At 68.9% G+C, this 16,465-nt stretch carries 16 protein-coding genes and 1 riboswitch; of the genes, 12 read left to right on the forward strand and 4 right to left on the reverse strand.

The window, feature by feature from the left end; all coding sequences use genetic code 11:
* Positions 1 to 469 precede the first annotated feature (469 nt).
* Positions 470 to 1,855, reverse strand: coding sequence for an aminotransferase class V-fold PLP-dependent enzyme (locus ACWDYJ_RS20235; RefSeq protein WP_451566944.1), 1,386 nt, complete (start codon positions 1,853 to 1,855; stop codon positions 470 to 472).
* 283 nt (positions 1,856 to 2,138) lie between these two features.
* Here ACWDYJ_RS20235 and ctaC point away from each other — a divergent pair, with 283 nt between their 5' ends.
* The 4 genes from ctaC (at position 2,139) to ACWDYJ_RS20255 (ending at position 6,607) form a co-directional block, all read left to right on the forward strand.
* Positions 2,139 to 3,113 (forward strand): aa3-type cytochrome oxidase subunit II, encoded by a 975-nt coding sequence (ctaC, locus tag ACWDYJ_RS20240; protein ID WP_451566945.1) that lies wholly within the window; start codon positions 2,139 to 2,141, stop codon positions 3,111 to 3,113.
* Complete coding sequence (ctaD, locus tag ACWDYJ_RS20245; protein ID WP_451566946.1) at positions 3,110 to 4,846, forward strand: aa3-type cytochrome oxidase subunit I; 1,737 nt, start codon at positions 3,110 to 3,112, stop codon at positions 4,844 to 4,846. Before ctaC ends, ctaD begins: the two co-directional genes overlap by 4 nt.
* Positions 4,843 to 5,241, forward strand: a complete 399-nt coding sequence (locus ACWDYJ_RS20250) for a cytochrome c oxidase subunit 4 (RefSeq protein ID WP_451566947.1) — start codon at positions 4,843 to 4,845, stop codon at positions 5,239 to 5,241. The genes ctaD and ACWDYJ_RS20250 overlap by 4 nt, the downstream gene beginning before the upstream one ends.
* A 118-nt stretch (positions 5,242 to 5,359) precedes the next feature.
* Positions 5,360 to 6,607 carry an Ig-like domain-containing protein gene (locus ACWDYJ_RS20255; protein ID WP_451566948.1) on the forward strand — a complete coding sequence of 416 codons (1,248 nt, stop codon included), beginning with the start codon at positions 5,360 to 5,362 and terminating at the stop codon, positions 6,605 to 6,607.
* Between the two features lie 84 nt (positions 6,608 to 6,691).
* On the opposite strand, the gene ACWDYJ_RS20260 is transcribed toward ACWDYJ_RS20255, so the two are convergent.
* Positions 6,692 to 7,093, reverse strand: coding sequence for a hypothetical protein (locus ACWDYJ_RS20260; protein ID WP_451566949.1), 402 nt, complete (start codon positions 7,091 to 7,093; stop codon positions 6,692 to 6,694).
* Positions 7,094 to 7,291: 198 nt separating this feature from the next.
* Between ACWDYJ_RS20260 and ctaE the strand changes: the two genes are divergently transcribed.
* From ctaE to ACWDYJ_RS20295, 7 genes are all read left to right on the forward strand, one after another.
* Positions 7,292 to 7,912, forward strand: coding sequence for an aa3-type cytochrome oxidase subunit III (gene ctaE / locus ACWDYJ_RS20265; protein ID WP_451566950.1), 621 nt, complete (start codon positions 7,292 to 7,294; stop codon positions 7,910 to 7,912).
* Positions 7,913 to 7,988: 76 nt separating this feature from the next.
* Positions 7,989 to 8,798, forward strand: coding sequence for a cytochrome bc1 complex diheme cytochrome c subunit (gene qcrC, locus ACWDYJ_RS20270; RefSeq protein ID WP_451566951.1), 810 nt, complete (start codon positions 7,989 to 7,991; stop codon positions 8,796 to 8,798).
* Entirely contained in the window at positions 8,795 to 9,853 is a 1,059-nt protein-coding gene (gene qcrA, locus ACWDYJ_RS20275) for a cytochrome bc1 complex Rieske iron-sulfur subunit (protein WP_451566952.1), read from the forward strand. The genes qcrC and qcrA overlap by 4 nt, the downstream gene beginning before the upstream one ends.
* The gene (gene qcrB, locus ACWDYJ_RS20280) at positions 9,850 to 11,481 is read left to right on the forward strand and encodes a cytochrome bc1 complex cytochrome b subunit (protein WP_451566953.1); all 1,632 of its coding nucleotides are present in this window, start codon (positions 9,850 to 9,852) and stop codon (positions 11,479 to 11,481) included. The genes qcrA and qcrB overlap by 4 nt, the downstream gene beginning before the upstream one ends.
* A gap of 165 nt (positions 11,482 to 11,646) precedes the next feature.
* Positions 11,647 to 12,711: an anthranilate phosphoribosyltransferase gene (trpD, locus tag ACWDYJ_RS20285; protein WP_451566954.1), complete on the forward strand. Its 1,065-nt coding sequence runs from the start codon at positions 11,647 to 11,649 to the stop codon at positions 12,709 to 12,711.
* A 90-nt stretch (positions 12,712 to 12,801) separates the two neighbouring features.
* Positions 12,802 to 12,918: riboswitch (SAM riboswitch) on the forward strand.
* Between the two features lie 220 nt (positions 12,919 to 13,138).
* Complete coding sequence (locus tag ACWDYJ_RS20290; RefSeq protein ID WP_451566955.1) at positions 13,139 to 14,527, forward strand: aminotransferase class V-fold PLP-dependent enzyme; 1,389 nt, start codon at positions 13,139 to 13,141, stop codon at positions 14,525 to 14,527.
* Between the two features lie 13 nt (positions 14,528 to 14,540).
* On the forward strand, positions 14,541 to 15,071 hold the full coding sequence (locus ACWDYJ_RS20295) for a ferredoxin (RefSeq protein ID WP_451566956.1): 531 nt from the start codon (positions 14,541 to 14,543) through the stop codon (positions 15,069 to 15,071).
* A 3-nt stretch (positions 15,072 to 15,074) separates the two neighbouring features.
* Here the strand turns inward: ACWDYJ_RS20295 and ACWDYJ_RS20300 are convergent, their stop codons facing one another.
* Positions 15,075 to 15,356 (reverse strand): Lrp/AsnC family transcriptional regulator, encoded by a 282-nt coding sequence (locus ACWDYJ_RS20300; protein WP_451566957.1) that lies wholly within the window; start codon positions 15,354 to 15,356, stop codon positions 15,075 to 15,077.
* Positions 15,353 to 16,075, reverse strand: coding sequence for a rhomboid family intramembrane serine protease (locus ACWDYJ_RS20305; protein ID WP_451566958.1), 723 nt, complete (start codon positions 16,073 to 16,075; stop codon positions 15,353 to 15,355). Before ACWDYJ_RS20305 ends, ACWDYJ_RS20300 begins: the two co-directional genes overlap by 4 nt.
* Positions 16,076 to 16,199: 124 nt before the next feature.
* Between ACWDYJ_RS20305 and ACWDYJ_RS20310 the strand changes: the two genes are divergently transcribed.
* A complete protein-coding gene (locus tag ACWDYJ_RS20310) occupies positions 16,200 to 16,439 on the forward strand; it encodes a hypothetical protein (RefSeq protein ID WP_007263676.1) in 240 nt (79 codons plus the stop codon).
* Positions 16,440 to 16,465 lie beyond the last annotated feature (26 nt).

The following is a 16,465-nucleotide window of genomic DNA, read 5'->3' on the forward strand; positions in this document are numbered from 1 at the left end:
CCCGCTCCGAGGAGGGGGCCCGGTACACGGCGGTCGCCTCGAACCGCGGGGCCGGCCGCTGCGCGGGGCTGTCCCCTACCCGCCCTTCCCCCATCCCCCAGACTCCGTCCGGGGGGACCCCCAGCCGGGCGCTGCCCGGACCCGCGCCTCAAACCCCCCCACGACTCCGTCTGGGGATACCCCCTGGCGGGGCTGGAAGGGGCGGGCCCGGACCCGCGCCTCAAGCGCCGGCGGGGCTGGAAGGGGCGGGCGCTGCCGGACCCGCGCCTCAAGCGCCGGCGGGGCTGAGATTGCCGCTGCGCGGCAATCCAGCCCGCCGGCCGGCACATGCGCGCCCAGCTCAGGCAAATCCAGCCCCGCCAGGGGGTATCCCCAGACGGAGTCGTGGGGGGGGTTTGAGGCGCGGGGTCTGGGGCGGAGCCCCGGGGTCCTTCAGCCCCGCCGGCGATTGAGGCGCCCGGGGTCGGGGTCAGACGAGGCGGCGGACCGTGTACGCCACCCCCACCCCCGCGGAGCGAAGGGTCTCGCCGACGTACTCGTGGCCCCGCATCGCGCACCACGCCGGGATGTCCAGCCGCGCCACCTCGTCGTCGGACAGGATCGTCACCGTCCCCCCGATCGGGACCGTGACGATCGCCCGGGCCAGCTCGATCACCGGCTGCGGGCACCGCAGACCGAGCGCGTCGACCTCGACCGCGTCGGCCACCGGCGGAGCCGCCGCCGGCTCCAGTACGCCGAGCTTCTCCCGGACCCCGGCCACCGCCCCCGGCAGCACCTCCAGGAAGCCGTTGACCTGCTCCGCCGTGGTGCCCGGCGGCAGGGACACCCGTACGTTGCCCTCCGACAGCACCCCCATCGCCCGCAGGACATGACTCGGAGTCAGGGTGGAGCTCGTACAAGAGGACCCGGACGAGACCGAGTAGCCTGCCCGGTCCAGCTCGTGCAGCAGCGTCTCGCCGTCGACGTAGAGGCAGGAGAAGGTGACCAGGTGCGGCAGCCTGCGCTCGGCGTCGCCCACCACCTCCACGTCCGGCACCAGCCGCGCCACCCGCCGCCGGATCCGGTCCACCAGGACCCGCAACCGGGCCGCTTCCGCGTCCGCCTCCATCCGTACGGCCCGCAGCGACGCCGCCGCCGCGACGATCGCGGGGAGGTTGGCGAAGCCGGGGGAGCGGCCCGACTCCCTTTCGTCGGCGGGGCCTTGGGGTGAGAAGCGGACCCCCTTGCGCACGGCCAGCAGCCCCACCCCCGGCGGTCCGCCCCATTTGTGCGCGCTCGCGACGAGGAGGGACCACGCGCCCTCCACCGGGCCCCAGCCCAGTGATTGCGCCGCGTCCACCAGCAGCGGCACCCCGGCGGCCGCGCAGATCTCGGCCACCTCCGCCACCGGCTGGACGGTGCCGACCTCGTGGTTGGCCGACTGGAGGCAGGCCAGGGCGGTGTCCGGGCCCAGTGCGTCGGCGTACCCGGAGGGTGTCACCGCGCCGAGCCGGTCCACCGGGACCTCCGTGACCGTGCCTCCGGCGGCCGCGTGCAGGTCCGCCGCGTGCAGGACGGAACTGTGTTCCACCGCCGACACGACCAGGTGGCCGCCGACGCGCCGGCGCCCCGCGAGGGCCCCCGAGATGCCCGTGTGAACGGCGTGCGTCCCCGAAGGAGTGAACACCAGCTCGTCGGCGCGGCAGCCCACGGCCTCGGCGGCGGCCTCGCGCGCCGCGTCCAGCAGCAGCCGGGCGCGCCGCCCTTCCCGGTACAGCCGGGCCGGGTCCGCCCACCCCTCGTCCAGGGCGGCCTGCAGCGCCTGCCGGGCCACGGGGTGCAGCGGGGCGGCGGACGCGGTGTCGAAGTAGGGCATCGGGCCACGCTAACCGCCGCCCGGGGCGGGCCGGGGTCAGGGGCCGTCAGATGTCGTCCGGAGCCCGCCATTCAGGGCCGGATGGCTCGTCCCCCGTACGGCGGATCCATCCCTTCGGGGTCAGTAGCGGCGCGTTGGGCACCCTCCCCGCGCGACCCCAAATAGCGTCCAGTAGGGTTTGGTCCGCATAAACATCCAAACCCCTGCCTGCGTCAGGGCCGGCGACCGACCCGAACACGGCCGCGGCCGGCCGCGCGGGCCGAGACTCTCGGGAAGGCGCTACGTGAGTCCCTACGGCTCCGACCGCTCGCCGCGGCGCCCGATGCGGCGGAAGCTGCTGCAGGCGCTGACTGCGGGCGTGGTCCTGGCGACCGCCACTGGTTGCTCGTACACCTGGAAAGACTTCCCCCGCCTCGGAATGCCCACCCCGGTCACGGAGGAGGCGCCTCGCATCCTCTCCCTGTGGCAGGGATCCTGGGCGGCCGCTCTCATCACGGGCATCCTGGTGTGGGGCCTGATCATGTGGAGCGTCATCTTCCACCGGCGCAGCCGGACGAAGATCGAGGTCCCCCCGCAGACCCGGTACAACATGCCCATCGAGGCGCTGTACACCGTGGTCCCGCTCATCATCGTCTCGGTGCTCTTCTACTTCACCGCGCGTGACGAGTCGAAGCTGCTCGCCCTCTCCTCGAAGCCGGCGCACACGATCAACGTGGTCGGCTTCCAGTGGAGCTGGGGCTTCAATTACATCGAAAACGTTGATGGGGATTCGGCGACTCCCAATGCCGGCGCGGTTCCGAAGGAGCTCGCCTCCATCCCGGACCGCTTCGCGAAGGAATTCCCGGCGGGCGCCGAAGGCGTCTACCAGAAGGGCGTTCCCAGCGACCGGGACCAGGACACCGACAACCCGGGGCCGACCCTCTATCTGCCCCAGGGTGAGAAGGTCCGCTTCATCCTGTCGTCGAACGACGTCATCCACTCCTTCTGGGTGCTGCCCTTCCTGTTCAAGCAGGACGTCATCCCCGGCCACACCAACGTCTTCGAGGTCACCCCGTCGCAGCGGGGCACCTTCAGGGGCAAGTGCGCCGAACTCTGTGGTGTCGACCACTCCCGGATGCTCTTCAACGTGAAGGTCGTCTCGCCGGAGGACTACCGGGCGCACCTGAAGGAGCTGGCGGAGAAGGGCCAGACCGGCTACCTCCCGGCCGGCATCAAGCAGACCGACCCGGCCCGGAATGCGGAGACGAACACACTGTGAGCATCCTCAACGAATCTCAGGGTGCCGCCGCAGCCGTCTCGTACGAGAACGAGCTGCCGGTACGGCGCAAGCAGCCGGGTAATGTCGTCGTGAAGTGGCTCACCACCACCGACCACAAGACCATCGGCACGATGTACCTGATCACGTCGTTCGTGTTCTTCATCATCGGCGGGGTGATGGCGCTCTTCATGCGCGCCGAGCTGGCCCGGCCGGGCACGCAGATCATGTCGAACGAACAGTTCAACCAGGCGTTCACCATGCATGGCACGATCATGCTGCTGATGTTCGCCACCCCGCTGTTCGCCGGCTTCGCGAACTGGATCATGCCGCTGCAGATCGGCGCGCCCGACGTGGCGTTCCCGCGGCTGAACATGTTCGCGTACTGGCTGTACCTCTTCGGTTCGACCATCGCGGTCGCCGGCTTCGTCACCCCGCAGGGTGCGGCCGACTTCGGCTGGTTCGCCTACTCCCCGCTGTCCGACGCCATCCGGTCGCCCGGTATCGGCGCCGACATGTGGATCATGGGTCTGGCCTTCTCCGGCTTCGGTACGATCCTCGGCTCGGTCAACTTCATCACCACGATCATCTGCATGCGCGCGCCCGGCATGACGATGTTCCGCATGCCGATCTTCACCTGGAACGTGCTGCTGACCGGTGTTCTGGTCCTGCTCGCCTTCCCGGTCCTGGCCGCCGCGCTCTTCGCGCTGGAGTCCGACCGCAAGTTCGGTTCGCACATCTTCGACGCGTCCAACGGCGGCGCGTTGCTGTGGCAGCACCTCTTCTGGTTCTTCGGACACCCAGAGGTGTACATCATCGCGCTGCCGTTCTTCGGAATCATTTCCGAGGTCATTCCGGTCTTCTCGCGCAAGCCGATGTTCGGTTACATCGGCCTGATCGCCGCGACGATCGCGATCGCCGGCCTTTCGGTGACGGTGTGGGCCCACCACATGTACGTCACCGGTGGTGTGCTGCTGCCGTTCTTCTCCTTCATGACCTTCCTGATCGCGGTACCGACCGGTGTGAAGTTCTTCAACTGGATCGGCACCATGTGGAAGGGCTCGCTGTCCTTCGAAACCCCGATGCTCTGGGCCGTCGGCTTCCTGATCACCTTCACCTTCGGTGGTCTGACCGGCGTCATCCTGGCCTCGCCCCCGATGGACTTCCACGTCTCCGACTCGTACTTCGTCGTCGCGCACTTCCACTACGTCATCTTCGGCACCGTGGTCTTCGCGATGTTCTCCGGCTTCCACTTCTGGTGGCCGAAGTTCACGGGCAAGATGCTGGACGAGCGCCTGGGCAAGATCACCTTCTGGACGCTGTTCGTGGGCTTCCACGGCACGTTCCTGGTGCAGCACTGGCTCGGTGCCGAGGGCATGCCGCGTCGTTACGCGGACTACCTCGCGGCCGACGGCTTCACCCTGCTGAACACGATCTCCACGATCAGCTCCTTCCTGCTCGGCCTGTCGATGCTTCCGTTCATGTACAACGTGTGGAAGACCGCCAAGTACGGCAAGAAGATCGAGGTCGACGACCCGTGGGGCTACGGCCGTTCGCTCGAGTGGGCGACCTCCTGCCCGCCGCCGCGGCACAACTTCCTCACCCTGCCGCGGATCCGTTCCGAATCCCCGGCGTTCGACCTGCACCACCCGGACATCGCGGCCCTCGACCACCTCGAGGACCACGCGGCCGGCGGGAAGATGGCCCTCACCGGTGACAAGGAGGCAGGCAAGTGAAGATCCAGGGCAAACTCTTCCTCTGGCTCGCCTTCTTCATCCTGATCATGGCCGTCGTGTACGGCGTGTGGTCGAAGGAGCCCGTGGGCACCACCGCGCTCTTCCTGGCCTTCGGCCTGAGCGTGATGATCGGCTACTACCTGGCCTTCACGGCCAAGCGCGTCGACGAGATGGCCCAGGACAACCTGGAGGCCGACGTCGCCGACGAGGCGGGCGAGCTGGGGTTCTTCGCCCCGCACAGCTGGCAGCCGCTCTCCCTGGCCATCGGTGGCGCGCTCGCGTTCATGGGGGTCATCTTCGGCTGGTGGCTCATGTACTTCTCGGCCCCGATCATCCTGATCGGCCTGTGGGGCTGGGTGTACGAGTACTACCGCGGTGAGAACCAGAACCAGTAGCGGTAGCGGCACCTTCGCGTGAGACCTGGGGCCCGGACACCTTTTCGGAGGAGTCCGGGCCCCTCGTTTGCAGTCACCCCGCGCGCCGTAACAGTCATATCTTCATAGCGTTGACGTCATGAGCCACTCACCGCGTCTTTGGACGGTACTCAGCTGCTCCCTGCTGGTCGCGTCCCTCGGGGCCGGCGCCACCGCATGCGGGTCCGGCGAGAACAACCCGCTGTCAGCCCGCCCGTACGACGCGGGCGCTCACGTCGCCTTCAACCAGGCCACCGGCAGCCGACCCGTCGACTCGAACCGGCCCCTGGAAGTCACCGCCAAGGGCTCCGAGGCCCGGATCACCGATGTGACCGTCGTGGACACCCACGGACGCCGCCTGGCCGGCGAACTCTCCGCCACGGGCGACCGCTGGCACAGCACCGCCCCGATGGCCGCGGGCGTCCGCTACACGGTCACCGTGAACACCGAGGACCAGCGCGGCGCCCCGGGGCAGCGCACGATGGCCTTCGACACCACCCCGGCCAGGAAGGTCCTCAAGGTCGAATTCGGGCCGGAGGAGGGCAAGTACGGCGTCGGACAGCCCCTCACGGCCGACCTCAACGAGCCCGTCAAGGACAAGGCCGCCCGCGCGGTCGTGGAACGGGCCCTGGTCGTCGACGCCCCCGCCGGCGTCGAGGGCGCCTGGCACTGGGTGGACGACAAGCGTCTCCACTACCGGCCCAAGGACTACTGGCCCGCCAACACTTCCGTCTCCGTACGGAGCAACCTGGAAGGCATCCGGGTCTCCGACGAGCTCCACGGAGCCGCCTCGAAGCCGCTGAAGCTGGAGATCGGCGACCGGGTGGAGGTCACCACCGACGCCTCCTCGCACTACCTCACGTTCCGGCGGAACGGAGAAGTCGTCACCAGCATCCCGGTGACCACCGGAAAGCCGGGCTTCTCCACCCGCAACGGCATCAAGGTGGTGCTCGGCAAGGAGTACTACGTCCGGATGCGCGGATCCTCCGTCGGCATCGGCGGCAGCGAGGCCTACAACCTGCCCGTCTACTGGGCGACCCGTGTCACCTGGAGTGGTGAATACGTCCACGCCGCGCCCTGGTCGATCGGCTCGCACGGATACGCCAACGTCAGCCACGGCTGCACGGGCATGAGCACCGGCAACGCCGCCTGGTTCTACGAGAACATCACCGAGGGCGACATCGTCCAGGTGATCAACAGCATCGGCGACGACATGGACATCTTCGGCAACGGCTTCGGCGACTGGAACATGGACTGGAAGGACTGGCGCGAGGGCAGCGCCCTCCTGAAGGGCACCCAGGAAGGCCGCAGCGCGATCGACCAGGCCCGCCTGCGGCCCACGGTCTAGGTGCTCTCGTCGAAAAGGGGCCCGGTGCGGCCGGAAGCGGCCCACGGGCGCCCGTACGGGCGCCCGTGGGGCCGAAGTGACCTGTCAGGCGTCCAGGGACAGGCGGGGCCGCAGGAGGCCCGCCAGGACGTCCGGGAACTCCACCGGGTCCACCGGAAGGGTCACCGCCGCGTCCGCGCGGCTCCAGGTGGCCAGCCAGGCGTCCTGAGGGCGTCCCATCAGCAGCAACACCGGGGGACACCGGAAGATCTCGTCCTTGATCTGCCGGCACACACCCATGCCCCCGGCCGGAACCGCCTCGCCGTCCAGCACGCACAGGTCGATGCCGCCCGCGTCCAGCTCCTTGAGGACCGCCGGAAGCGTGGCGCACTCCAGGAACTCCACCGGCGGCAGGTCCGCCGCCGGCCTGCGACCGGCCGCCAGCCGCACCTGCTCCCGGGTACCCGCGTCGTCGCTGTAGACCAGAACCCGCGCAGTCGCCCGCATTTCGTTCCTCCACGTGTCCGTGACTCACGCTGATGATGCGCGGGATGCTACTCCGTCCGACCCGCTGTCAACATCGGTTCGCACAGCCCCGCTCGCGGCCGCCACAGGCCGATCTGATGGGCCGTTCGGGCCTTGCACACCCCTCGGACACTCCGAACGGCACCCCCCGGGGTGAGGGCGGGATAAGCGACCGACATAATGTCGGTCGTGGCGACAGCAACGACAGTAGATACCGGGCACGCGCACCCGACGGTCAACCGGCCGAACCTCGTCAGCGTCGGAACCATCATCTGGTTGAGTTCCGAGCTGATGTTCTTCGCGGCCCTCTTCGCGATGTACTTCACCCTGCGATCCGTGACAGGCGCCGAGTACTGGACAGCAGAGGCTTCGGCCTTGAATCTGCCCTTCTCGGCGACGAACACAACGATCCTGGTGCTTTCCTCGCTCACCTGCCAGCTCGGCGTATTCGCCGCCGAGCGCGGTGATGTGAAGAAGCTCCGGTCGTGGTTCATCATCACGTTCGTCATGGGTGCGATCTTCATTGGCGGCCAGGTGTTCGAGTACACCGAGCTGGTCAAGCACGAGGGCATGTCTCTCTCGTCCGGACCGTACGGCTCGGTCTTCTACCTGACCACCGGCTTCCACGGTCTGCACGTGACGGGCGGTCTCATCGCCTTCCTGCTGGTCCTCGGCCGGACGTACGCGGCCAAGAGGTTCACCCACGAACAGGCCACGTCGGCCATCGTCGTGTCCTACTACTGGCACTTCGTCGATGTCGTCTGGATCGGCCTCTTCGCGACGATCTACCTGATCAAGTAGCGAACACGTCGCCGAGCACGACTCGGCACTCCATCCAGAAACACCGACGCAGAAGATCCTGACACCGGGGTAATCCGTGAAAAAGCTCTCCGCACGACGACGCCATCCGCTGGCGGCGGTCGTCGTTCTACTCTTCGCGCTGGCGGTCACGGGGGGGCTGTACGCCGCCTTCGCGCCCGCGGGCAAGGCGCAGGCCGACGAAGCCGCCCAGTCCCTCGCCATCGAGGAGGGCAAGAAGCTCTACGCCGTCGGCTGCGCAAGCTGCCACGGAACCGGCGGTCAGGGTTCCTCTGACGGCCCGAGTCTGGTCGGCGTCGGCTCCGCGGCCGTCGACTTCCAGGTGAGCACGGGCCGCATGCCCGCCCAGCAGCCCGGCGCCCAGGTGCCGAAGAAGCCGAACATCTACACCCAGGCCCAGATCGACCAGCTCGCCGCGTACATCGCGTCCCTCGGCGCCGGTCCGATCACGCCGACCGAGAAGCAGTACGACCCGGCCGGCGCCGACATCGCCAAGGGTGGTGAGCTGTTCCGCAACAACTGCGCGCAGTGTCACAACTTCACCGGCGAGGGCGGCGCGCTGACGAACGGCAAGTACGCCCCCAACCTCGGGGGCGTCTCGCCGAAGCACGTCTACGAGGCCATGCTCACCGGCCCGCAGAACATGCCCTCCTTCCCGGACAGCACCATGCCGGAGAAGCAGAAGAAGGACATCATCGCGTACCTCGAGAACGTCAACGGCGAGAAGTCGTCCAGCCCCGGTGGTCTCAAGCTCGGTGGCCTCGGCCCCGTCGCCGAGGGTCTGTTCGGCTGGATCTTCGGTCTGGGTGCGCTGATCGCTGTCGCCGTCTGGGTCGCGGCCCACACCGCTAAGGCCAAGAAGTCATGAGTAGCCAAGACATTCCCGAAGAGAAGCACCTGCCGAGCGAGCAGGGCGACGCGCACCACGCCGGTGTGGTGGTCGCGGACGACCCGTTCGCCGACCCCGGCCTGCCGGTCCACAAGCCGCGCATCCAGGACATCGACGAGCGGGCCGCCAAGCGGTCCGAGCGCACGGTCGCGATGCTGTTCACGCTGTCGATGCTGGCCACGGTCGGCTTCATCGCCGCGTACGTGACCATCCCCGTCGACAAGATCGTCTACATCTTCCCCATCGGGAAGGTGAGCGGCCTGAACTTCGCCCTCGGCATGACCCTGGGCGTGGCCCTCTTCTGCATCGGCGCGGGCGCGGTCCACTGGGCCCGCACCCTGATGTCCGATGTGGAGGTCGCCGCCGAGCGCCACCAGATCGCATCGCCGCCTGAGGTCAAGGCGCAGGTCATGCAGGACTTCGCCGATGGTGCGAACGAGTCCGGCATCGGCCGCCGCCCGCTGATCCGCAACACGATGCTGGGCGCGCTGGCGATGCTGCCGCTGTCCGCCGTCATGATCCTGCGCGACACGGGCCCGCTGCCCGAGGACAAGCTGCGCAAGACCCTGTGGTCCAGGGGCAAGCTGCTCATCAACCAGAACACGATGGAGCCTCTGCGTCCCGAGGACGTCCTGGTCGGTTCGCTGACGTTCGCCATGCCGGAAGGCCTGGACGAGCACCAGCACGACTTCCAGACGCAGATCGCCAAGGCCGCCCTGATGATCGTCCGGATTCAGCCGGAGGACATCAAGGACAAGCAGGAGCTGGAGTGGTCCCACGACGGGATCGTGGCCTTCTCCAAGATCTGCACCCACGTCGGCTGCCCGATCAGCCTGTACGAGCAGCAGACGCACCACGTGCTCTGCCCGTGCCACCAGTCCACCTTCGACCTTTCCGACGGCGCCCGAGTCATTTTCGGCCCGGCTGGTCACGCGCTTCCGCAGCTGCGGATCGGCGTGAATGGCGAAGGCTTCCTCGAAGCGCACGGCGACTTCGAAGAGCCCGTCGGTCCTGCATTCTGGGAGCGCGGATGAGCACTGCCACTGATTCGAACGCGGCGCGCAAAGCGCCGGCCGGCGAGCGCGTAGCCGACTGGGCGGACAGCCGCCTGGGCATCTACGGCATGGCCAAGGCCAACATGCGCAAGATCTTCCCGGACCACTGGTCCTTCATGCTCGGTGAGATCGCGCTCTACAGCTTCATCATCATCATCCTCACGGGTGTGTACCTGACGCTGTTCTTCCACCCGAGCATGAACGAGGTCGTCTACCACGGCTCGTACGTGCCGATGCAGGGCGTCCTGATGTCCGAGGCCTTCGCCTCGACCCTGGACATCAGCTTCGACGTCCGCGGCGGTCTGCTCATCCGGCAGATCCACCACTGGGCGGCGCTGATCTTCGTCGCGGCCATGATGGTGCACATGATGCGCGTCTTCTTCACCGGCGCGTTCCGCAAGCCGCGTGAGATCAACTGGATCTTCGGCTTCCTCCTGCTGGTCCTCGGCATGTTCACCGGTTTCACCGGTTACTCGCTGCCGGACGACCTGCTCTCGGGTACCGGTGTCCGCTTCATGCAGGGCGCGATCCTGTCCGTGCCGGTCGTCGGCACGTACCTGTCGTTCTTCCTGTTCGGCGGAGAGTTCCCGGGCGGCGACTTCGTCGCGCGGTTCTACTCGATCCACATCCTGCTGCTGCCCGGCATCATGATGGGCCTGCTGGTGGCCCACCTGATCCTGGTCTTCTACCACAAGCACACCCAGTTCCCCGGGCCCGGCAAGACGAACAACAACGTCGTCGGCATGCCGCTGCTGCCGGTCTACATGGCCAAGGCCGGAGGCTTCTTCTTCCTGGTCTTCGGTATCATCGCGGCCGTCTCGGCGATCGCCTCGATCAACCCGATCTGGGCGCTCGGCCCGTACCGCCCGGACCACGTGTCCACCGGTGCGCAGCCCGACTGGTACATGGGCATGCCGGAAGGCCTGATCCGGGCCATGCCCGGCTGGGAGATCAACCTGTGGGGCCACACGCTCGTCCTGGGCGTGTTCATCCCGCTGCTGCTCTTCCCGCTGGTCCTGGGCTCGATCGCCGTCTGGCCGTTCATCGAGTCCTGGGTCACCGGCGACAAGCGTGAGCACCACCTGCTGGACCGCCCGCGCAACGTGCCGACCCGTACGGCCTTCGGTGTCGCCTGGATCGCGGAGTACATCGTGCTCCTCATCGGCGGCGGCAACGACATGTTCGCCCAGTACTTCCACCTGTCGCTCAACTCGCTCACCTGGTTCGTCCGGATCGGCTTCTTCGCCGTCCCGGTCCTCGCCTTCATCGCCACCAAGCGGATCTGCCTCGGCCTCCAGCGCCGGGACCGGGACAAGGTGCTGCACGGTCGCGAGACCGGCATCATCAAGCGCCTGCCGCACGGTGAGTTCGTCGAGGTCCACGAGCCGCTCTCGCAGGACAAGCTGCACACGCTCACCTCGTACGAGCAGTACAAGCCGCTCGCGGCCGGCCCGACGGTCGACGAGAACGGTGTCGAGCGCAAGCCGAAGCTCGGCGAGAAGCTGCGGGTGAAGCTCAGCAAGGGCTTCTACGCGGAGAACAACCAGATTCCGAAGCCCACGGTGGAGGAGTACAAGGAGATCCAGAGCGGCCACGGCCACCACTGATCTCCGGCACGACAGCTTGAGGGATCGGTTTCGGCCAATCCTGGTGTCGCCACGGTGAGAGCCCCGTCCAGTGTCTGGACGGGGCTCTTTGCCGTCATCCGCGCTGGATAGGCTGTGAGCCTCCCCATTCGACGTGGAATCTTTGACCAGCAGCAGGAGCGGACCATGAACGTTGTGACCCCGGCAGGCGGCGACAGCGTGGCGGCCCGTGGCTGGCCGGGCGTCCTCGATGCCCTGCTCACCGGCCGGGACCTGGGCGCGGACGACACCGCCTGGGCCATGGACCGGATCATGCGGGGAGAGGCCACCGACGCGCAGATCGCCGGTTTCGCGGTCGCGCTGCGGGCCAAGGGGGAGACGGTCGCGGAGATCAACGGCCTGGTCCGTGCCATGTACGAACACGCCAACCTCATCGAGGTGCCGGGCCGGACGGTGGACATCGTCGGCACCGGCGGCGACGGCGCCAAGACGGTCAACATCTCGACCATGTCCGCGATCGTGGTGGCCGGTACGGGCGCGAAGGTCGTCAAGCACGGAAACCGCGCCGCGTCCTCGGCGAGCGGGTCCTCGGACGTCCTGGAGAAGCTCGGCGTCAACCTCGACCTGCCCCCGGCGCGGGTGGCGCAGGTCGCCGAGGAAGCCGGCATCACCTTCTGCTTCGCGGTCAAGTTCCACCCCGCGCTGCGGCACGTGGCGGCCGCCCGCAAGGAGCTGGGCATCCGGACCACCTTCAACTTCCTCGGCCCGCTGACCAATCCGGCGCGGGTGCGCGCCCAGGCCACCGGTGTGGCCGACGCCCGGATGGCCCCCATCGTGGCGGGCGTCCTCGCGGAGCGCGGTTCCTCGGCCCTGGTCTTCCGCGGCGACGACGGCCTCGACGAGCTGACCACGACGGCCACCTCCCGGGTGTGGTGGGTCCGGGACGGCTCGGCGACCGAGCTGCCGTTCGACCCGCGCGACGTCGGGATCCCGATCGTCGACGTATCGGCGCTGCGCGGCGAGGACGCCTCGTACAACGCGGACGTCGCCCGCCGCCTGCTGGCGGGGGAGACGGGCCCGGTGCGGGACGCCGTCCTGCTCAACGCGGCGGCGGCGCTGGTGGCGTTGGATCCGGGGCCGGGTTCGCTGGAGGAGCAGCTCGCCGCGGGTATCGCCCGTGCGGCGGAGGCGATCGACTCGGGTTCGGCCCGTGCGGCGCTGGCGCGTTGGGTGGCGGCGAGCAACGCGTAGCACGGCGCGGCGGTGAGCGTCGATGGCCCCCCGTCCGCATTGCGGACGGGGGGCTTGCGCGTGGGAGATCTTGTGGCAGGATGCTCAGCAGGTCACGAGTGACAGCGTTTAGGCCCCGGCTTGCTGTCCGGCAACCCTCCTTCCGTGGCGGGGTGCCCCGGGTGATGACCAGGCCGTAGGCAGAAAGGTCTACGGCAAGCGCGGATCCCTCGACACCAGGGGTCCTGGTCTCTCGAGGAGCGTTTTCCGTGAGCAAGCGAATGCGATAGGGCGACTCCGCCCCTTCTTCAACCCTCGGAACAGGGTCACTTCCGTGTACCCCCGTTGCGTTCCGAGGACTTCCCGTACCCCCACGCACGGCGGCCTCGCCGTAGCCGCGTACGGGCACACCGAAGCCATTCACCCCTGCCTGCCGGGAGATTCCGCCATGTCCGCAACCCTGAACACCGCCTCCCTCGCCACCGCCGACGTCGTGTGTACCGAGCCGCTGGCCGTCCTCGGCCGGGACGTCACCGTCCCGCTCGTCACCGGCGGCGAGGTCACCTACGCCGCCCTCGACTACGCGGCCAGCGCCCCCGCCCTCCAGCGGGTCTGGGACGACGTGGCCGCGTACGCCCCGTACTACGGCAGCGTGCACCGTGGCGCCGGATACCTCTCGCAGCTCTCCACGGACCTCTTCGAGCAGAGCCGGGTCACGGTCGCCGAGTTCCTCGACTGCCGCCCCGCCGACCAGGTGATCTTCACCCGGTCCACGACCGACTCGCTCAACCTGCTCGCCGCCGTGCTCCCCGCCGACTGCCAGGTCTTCGTCTTCGAGACCGAGCACCACGCCTCGCTCCTGCCCTGGGTCGATGCGCGGGTCACCTACCTCAACGCCCCGCGCACGCCGGACGAGGCCGTCGCCACCCTGGAGCGGGCGCTGGCCGACCGGGACCCTTACGGCCCGGCGCTGGTCTGTGTCACGGGCGCGTCCAATGTCACCGGTGAACTGTGGCCCGTGAAGGAACTCGCCGCCGCCGCACACGCCCACGGCGCGCGGATCGTGCTGGACGCCGCCCAGCTGGCCCCGCACCACCCGGTCTCCGTCCAGGAGTTGGACGTGGACTGGGTCGCCTTCTCCGGGCACAAGCTCTACGCCCCCTTCGGCTCGGGCGTGCTCGCCGGCCGGGCGGACTGGCTCCAGCAGGCCGAGCCGTACCTGGCCGGTGGCGGGGCCTCCCGCAAGGTCACGCGACGCGTCAGCGGGGAGGATGCCGGCGGCGTGGACGTCGAGTGGCACACCACGGCCGCCCGCCACGAGGCCGGCTCCCCGAACGTCATCGGCGTCTACTCCATCGCCTCCGCGTGCCGCGCGCTGACCGAGGCGGGCTTCGAGACCCTGGTCGCGCGGGAGCGGCAGCTGATCGCCAAGGTCCGCGAGGGCCTGGCCGATGTCCCGGCGGTCCGCGTCCTGTCCCTTTTCGGGGACGACGCCCCGCGCGTCGGCGTCATCTCGTTCGTGGTCGACGGCTGGAACAGCTCCCACTTCGCGGCGGCGCTGTCCGCCGAGTACGGGATCGGCGTGCGCGACGGCCTCTTCTGCGCCCACCCCCTGGTCCGCACCCTGCTGGGCAGCGAGCCCCAGGCCCAGGGCGAATGCGGAGCCCCCGAGACGGCGCCGGGCGAGCGCTCCCTGAACGCCATCCGCGTCAGCTTCGGCGCGGGCACCCCGGACGAGCACGTGGAGCGCTTCGTCCGCGCGGTGAGGGAACTCGTCACGGACGGCGCGAAGTGGCAGTACCGCACCGAGGAAGGCCGCTGCGTGCCCGCCGTCTGACAGGATCCCGGCCATGACGTACTGGGACCCGATACCGACCGTCCGCGCGGCGGCCGAACAGCCGTGGCGCGGCCGGTGGGAAGAGCGCGACTGGCGCAACGTGCCGGGGCCGTTCTACGGCGCGGAGACGGACACCTGCCTGACTGGACGGCTGGAGGCACCTGGTCATGTGCTCTACGAAGACACGTACGGCCAGGAGTTCGTCTACCGCCAGCCCCTCACCGAGGCGGAGGCCCGGGCCGTCTTGTGGGCCGCCGAGGAGGAGGCCTTCGAGGCTTACGGGCGCGATGGCGACGCCCACTGGACCCCGGACTCCGTCCGCGAGTGGTGGCGGGACCGCGCCCGGGTACGGGAGTGGGCGTTCGGCATGGGGTGGGGCGCCTGGGCGACCTCGGACCACGAGTGGCGGCGGGACAACGCCGCCGGCGCCCGGGACTACGTCGCCCACCTCGACGGCGGCCTCGCCGGATACCTGCGCGGGTACGTCTTCTGGCTCGCGGAGGGCCGCCCGGCCCGGGCCGACGAGGCGCTGCCCCGGCTCTGAACGCTACGCGTCGAGGCCGATCGCGAACGCCGCCTCCAGGTCGTGCTGCGAGTACGTCCGGAACGCCACGTGCGTGTCCGTCGCCTCCACGCCGGGGATCTTGCTGATGCGGCCGGGGATGATGTCCGCCAGGTTCTCGTGGCGGGCCGTGCGGACCAGAGCGATCAGGTCGTACGTACCCGTGACGGAGTAGACCTCGCTGACGCTGTCCAGCTGCGCGATGGACTCGGCGATCTCCGGGATGCGGTCCACGCTGGTCTTGATGAGCACGATGGCGGTGATCACGGTTGGCTGTCTCCCTCGCTGGCCATCACTGGTCGACTCACTCTAGTCGTACGCCGATACCGCACCCAGGCGTAGAGGAAGCCGAGCGAGAAGCCCACCAGGTGGGCCAGGTAGGCCACTCCGGGGCCGCTGCCCGCGCGGTGCGCCGCCACCCCTTGGAGCGCGAACCAGAACAGCAGCACCATCCAGGCCGGGAAGCGCAGCGGCAGGAAGAACAGGAACGGGAACAGGCTCGTCACCCTGGCGCGCGGGAGCAGGCACAGGAAGGCTCCGAGCACCGCCGAGATGGCTCCGGACGCGCCGACCAGCGTCTGCGCGGACTCCGCGTTGGCGGCCGCGTACGCCGCCAGGGCCACGTAGCCCGTGCAGAGGTAGAAGACGAGGAACTCCGCTCGGCCCATCCGCTCCTCGGCCATCGCGCCGAAGACGTAGAGGAAGAGCATGTTCCCGAGCAGGTGCAGCCAGCTGCCGTGGACGAAGAGAGCCGTGAGCGGGGTCAGCAGCGGGCGCGGGCCGCCGGAGAAGAGTTCGTCGGGGACCACGCCCCAGTGCCGGAAGTACGCCGTTCCCGTCACCAGCAGCCGCTCTCCCGTCCCGTACGCCGGGTTGAGGCCCGAGGCAGGGCTGAACAGGAACGCCACGCAGCAGCCGGCGATCAGCGCGTACGTGATCACCGGGCCCCGGGCGGCCTCGCGGACGGTCCGCCACCTTACGATCATGCGACAGAGCATGACGCAGACGGGCCCACCTGAGGGTGGTGGCAGGCCGTAGGGTTACGTGCTGCGGTCTGTGACGGCCGCGAAAGGCTTTAATTGAATGAGCTACGAAGGAGAGAGCGCCCTGATGACGGTTCCCCTGCCGACCGACACCACCCGGTGGCGCTGCACGCTGTGCGGCAACCTCACGCGGTTCGACGTCACCCGTTCGTCGAAGGTAGTGGAGTACGTCCACCTGGACCTCGCCGGGGAGCCCAAGGTCGAGGAGCGCGAGGTGGTCAGTGAGACCATCGAGTCGGTCCGCTGCCGCTGGTGCAACGCGGTGGACCAGATCGAGCTCGTGGACAGGCCGGGCACGGACTCCTGACGGAGCCCGGCCCACAGTAGATCACG

The organism is Streptomyces sp. NPDC003042, from assembly GCF_053591315.1.

What these genes read in the sequence shown, in the direction of transcription:
- ACWDYJ_RS20295 (WP_451566956.1), top strand. Translation starts at nt 14,541, where the DNA reads ATGACGTACTGGGACCCGATACCGACCGTCCGCGCGGCGGCCGAACAG.
- ACWDYJ_RS20290 (WP_451566955.1), top strand. Translation starts at nt 13,139, where the DNA reads ATGTCCGCAACCCTGAACACCGCCTCCCTCGCCACCGCCGACGTCGTG.
- ACWDYJ_RS20235 (WP_451566944.1), bottom strand. Translation starts at nt 1,855, where the DNA reads ATGCCCTACTTCGACACCGCGTCCGCCGCCCCGCTGCACCCCGTGGCC.
- trpD (WP_451566954.1), top strand. Translation starts at nt 11,647, where the DNA reads ATGAACGTTGTGACCCCGGCAGGCGGCGACAGCGTGGCGGCCCGTGGC.
- qcrA (WP_451566952.1), top strand. Translation starts at nt 8,795, where the DNA reads ATGAGTAGCCAAGACATTCCCGAAGAGAAGCACCTGCCGAGCGAGCAG.
- ctaE (WP_451566950.1), top strand. Translation starts at nt 7,292, where the DNA reads ATGTCGGTCGTGGCGACAGCAACGACAGTAGATACCGGGCACGCGCAC.
- ACWDYJ_RS20310 (WP_007263676.1), top strand. Translation starts at nt 16,200, where the DNA reads ATGACGGTTCCCCTGCCGACCGACACCACCCGGTGGCGCTGCACGCTG.
- ACWDYJ_RS20260 (WP_451566949.1), bottom strand. Translation starts at nt 7,093, where the DNA reads ATGCGGGCGACTGCGCGGGTTCTGGTCTACAGCGACGACGCGGGTACC.
- ACWDYJ_RS20305 (WP_451566958.1), bottom strand. Translation starts at nt 16,075, where the DNA reads ATGATCGTAAGGTGGCGGACCGTCCGCGAGGCCGCCCGGGGCCCGGTG.
- ACWDYJ_RS20255 (WP_451566948.1), top strand. Translation starts at nt 5,360, where the DNA reads ATGAGCCACTCACCGCGTCTTTGGACGGTACTCAGCTGCTCCCTGCTG.
- qcrB (WP_451566953.1), top strand. Translation starts at nt 9,850, where the DNA reads ATGAGCACTGCCACTGATTCGAACGCGGCGCGCAAAGCGCCGGCCGGC.